The sequence below is a fragment of the Nocardia sp. CA-107356 genome, assembly GCF_050946365.1.
Classification (GTDB): domain Bacteria; phylum Actinomycetota; class Actinomycetes; order Mycobacteriales; family Mycobacteriaceae; genus Nocardia.
The window spans coordinates 2,825,406-2,828,008 of sequence record NZ_CP191992.1; the positions used below are offsets into that span (position 1 = coordinate 2,825,406).

The window sequence follows — 2,603 nt, forward strand, 5'->3', positions numbered from 1 at the left end:
CCGTTCGCCTGATCACGCTGCTACGCACTTGAACTCATGCCGCGGTTTGCGCACCCTGGCTGGATTGCTGGGCAAGCATACGAAGAGCCCCTGGCCGAGTGTCTGCACTGAGGCTGCCAGGGGCTCTGCGGCGAAGCTACTTGCGGTCGAACTCGCCATCGCGAGCGCCGCCGACAAACGCATCCCACTCGCCGGGGGTGAAGGTCAAGGCGGGGCCGGTGGGGTTCTTGGAGTCGCGGACGCCGACGTGCCCGCCGTCGAGGAACGCGACCTCCACGCACTGACCCCCGCTCTCGCTGTGGCTGCTCTTGAACCAGCGTGCCCCAGTCAGGTCAACGTTCACGCCTCAAACTCCCTAGCTACCCGACGAAGCAGGTCTCGCGTTCTAATCTCGTCCAGCGCATCGGCCCGAACAGCGTCAGCCAATTCATGGTAGCGCTGCACCTCTTCGCGCTTCTCCACGTACAAGTCACTGCTCACCCGCCCTTCGACGTACACAACGGGCGGCTCGATCTCCTTGCCTTTCCGGTCGGTCCCGAAGTCGAGAATCACAAACGGGCCATGCAGAATGCCCCAGGTCATGCCAGCTGAGTACGGATGCACCCGCAATGTCACGTTCGGCAACTTGCTGATCTCCGCCAGCTCGCGAAGCTGTGTGGCCATCACGCGTGGCCCACCGATGACGCGATGCAATGCGGACTCGTGCAGCAGGACCTCCATGGCGAGAGGTCTGGCTTTTCGGGTCACGATCACCTGTCGCTTTTTGCGGATGTCCACCCGCCGAGCAATCTCGTCTCGGCTCGCGTCGCGATAGAACGCGCTGATCAAGGCATTCGCATAGTCGGCGGTTTGGAGTAGTCCAGGTATCTGCTCGTGATAGGTGATGAGGCTGCGTGCCGATTGCTCCATGCCGATGTACATGTTGAATGCATTCGAGAACAGCCCGCCGAGCGCCGTGATGTCAGGGTTCTTCGCCGCTTGAGCGGCAAGGTCGATCGCCTTGTCCATCTCCTCTGGCTCGACCTCATACAGCTCGCACAGCGCTCGAACATCTTGTTTGCGTAGCTTCTGTGGACGGCCGGTCTCCAGCCGTTGCAGCGCAGCGGGACTCAACTGAACCTCCTGCGCCGCTATGGCGATGGTCAGCCCTCTGATCTCTCGCTGTTCGCGAAGGAAGCGCCCCAACTGACGACGCAGCAGGGTGGGCGACTCGTCCTCGGGCATCCGTGCTCCTCGATTCTGAATCTGAAGAACCACAATTCTGAGTACATCTTGACGGTTCAACGAGCATTTCCATGGGGTTTTGAGCGAATTAAATTGAATCTTCAGAAGGAGATTCCCCAGGTAAGCGGCTCGTGATGTGCTGATCGCGGCCCGGACGGGAGAACTTCCCACCGTTTCGGCTTGCTCGACCCTGGCTGGTTCATCAGCAGCCAGGACCAGGCCACCCCGGACGGGAGGACCCATGACGAGTCATCAACTACCGCAACGAGTCCCGGAGGACCTCGGAGTCCCCGGATCTTGGTCACCCCTGCCGGTGGCGTTCGTATCCGCGGTCGCGGCTGCGGTCCGCGAATGGGGGTCGGCCGACTCCGCTGAATCCTCGCGATGCCGGGGTGGCCATGCCTGCGGCACCGCGTGGCAATCCGACAGGGGGAAGTCGCAGTGAAGCGAAATATATTGCACACCAACGAAACCCGCGAGATTCAGATACCCGGCGGGGATACTCCATTGTCCCGATGTGCGTATTATCGACGGGTGTGCGACCTGCCCGCGGTGGTAGACCCGCCGGGCCTCGGCCGCATCACGATGCGAACATCGCACGTGTGGGCCGTGACCATGCCCGCGCCATTGGGGCAGGCCGTCCGCCGCGATCTGCAGCACCGCGGAGCCGGGGTCGGCCCGATTCTGGCCCACCCACGCTCGAACAGATGGACGTTCTTGATCAGGCCGGACATACCCGACAACACGAAACTGTTCGCCGAGTTGTACCGGGTCGACGTATCAGTGGTGCGCGAGGGCGGGACTGTGGCACTGCCGTCACCCACATCGAAGTCCGAGGCCTTGCGGCAGTGGGTCGAACCACCCCGAGACATGTTCCGCCCATCCGGCCTGATCGTGATCGAATCGGTCCGCGCATGCGCCGGACCCGGCAGGCGTAGGACGACCGCTCATGTCTGACAACGAAACCTCACTTCGCGATCTCGAAATCCGCGCTCTCCAGGACGTAATCGACGCGGTCGACGCACACACGATCGAACTGCTGGCCAATGGCGCGAAGGTCAGCGTCCCCCGCTCGAAGCTGTACGCCCGAGTCATCTACGCCGTCTTCGCCAGCGCCCGCGAATCCGGCCACTACGGCGCCGGAATGCTGGCCAACGCACCATTATTGGACGTGATCCTGAACGGGGCAGAGGGAACCGACTGCGACGCACAGGCCTTCGCCGCCCTGATCAACCCCAGCACCCTCAACTGAGCTGGCCTCGCACACCTTCCGTTCCGGATCCCTGCGTGCCGCACGGCAAGTCGGTCCGCGAGGTTGCAGCAAGGTCGGTGAGGTTCAGTGCCGTCGCAGCCAATCGTCGAGCTCGGCTGCACTGTGG

The 2,603-nt window shown here is 62.7% G+C and carries 4 protein-coding genes; 2 read left to right on the plus strand and 2 right to left on the minus strand.

The window, feature by feature from the left end:
• Positions 1–136 precede the first annotated feature (136 nt).
• Together ACQP1G_RS12765 and ACQP1G_RS12770 are read right to left on the minus strand one after the other, a co-directional pair.
• Positions 137–343, minus strand: coding sequence for a DUF397 domain-containing protein (locus ACQP1G_RS12765; RefSeq protein WP_433202715.1), 207 nt, complete (start codon positions 341–343; stop codon positions 137–139).
• The gene (locus tag ACQP1G_RS12770; protein WP_433202718.1) at positions 340–1,224 is read right to left on the minus strand and encodes a helix-turn-helix domain-containing protein; all 885 of its coding nucleotides are present in this window, start codon (positions 1,222–1,224) and stop codon (positions 340–342) included. The genes ACQP1G_RS12765 and ACQP1G_RS12770 overlap by 4 nt, the downstream gene beginning before the upstream one ends.
• A gap of 534 nt (positions 1,225–1,758) precedes the next feature.
• Between ACQP1G_RS12770 and ACQP1G_RS12775 the strand changes: the two genes are divergently transcribed.
• Positions 1,759–2,181 carry a DNA-directed RNA polymerase subunit beta gene (locus ACQP1G_RS12775; protein ID WP_433202721.1) on the plus strand — a complete coding sequence of 141 codons (423 nt, stop codon included), beginning with the start codon at positions 1,759–1,761 and terminating at the stop codon, positions 2,179–2,181.
• Positions 2,174–2,476: a hypothetical protein gene (locus ACQP1G_RS12780; protein ID WP_433202724.1), complete on the plus strand. Its 303-nt coding sequence runs from the start codon at positions 2,174–2,176 to the stop codon at positions 2,474–2,476. Before ACQP1G_RS12775 ends, ACQP1G_RS12780 begins: the two co-directional genes overlap by 8 nt.
• The last annotated feature ends 127 nt before the right edge of the window (positions 2,477–2,603 follow it).

What these genes read in the sequence shown, in the direction of transcription:
- ACQP1G_RS12780 (WP_433202724.1), top strand. Translation starts at nt 2,174, where the DNA reads ATGTCTGACAACGAAACCTCACTTCGCGATCTCGAAATCCGCGCTCTC.
- ACQP1G_RS12770 (WP_433202718.1), bottom strand. Translation starts at nt 1,224, where the DNA reads ATGCCCGAGGACGAGTCGCCCACCCTGCTGCGTCGTCAGTTGGGGCGC.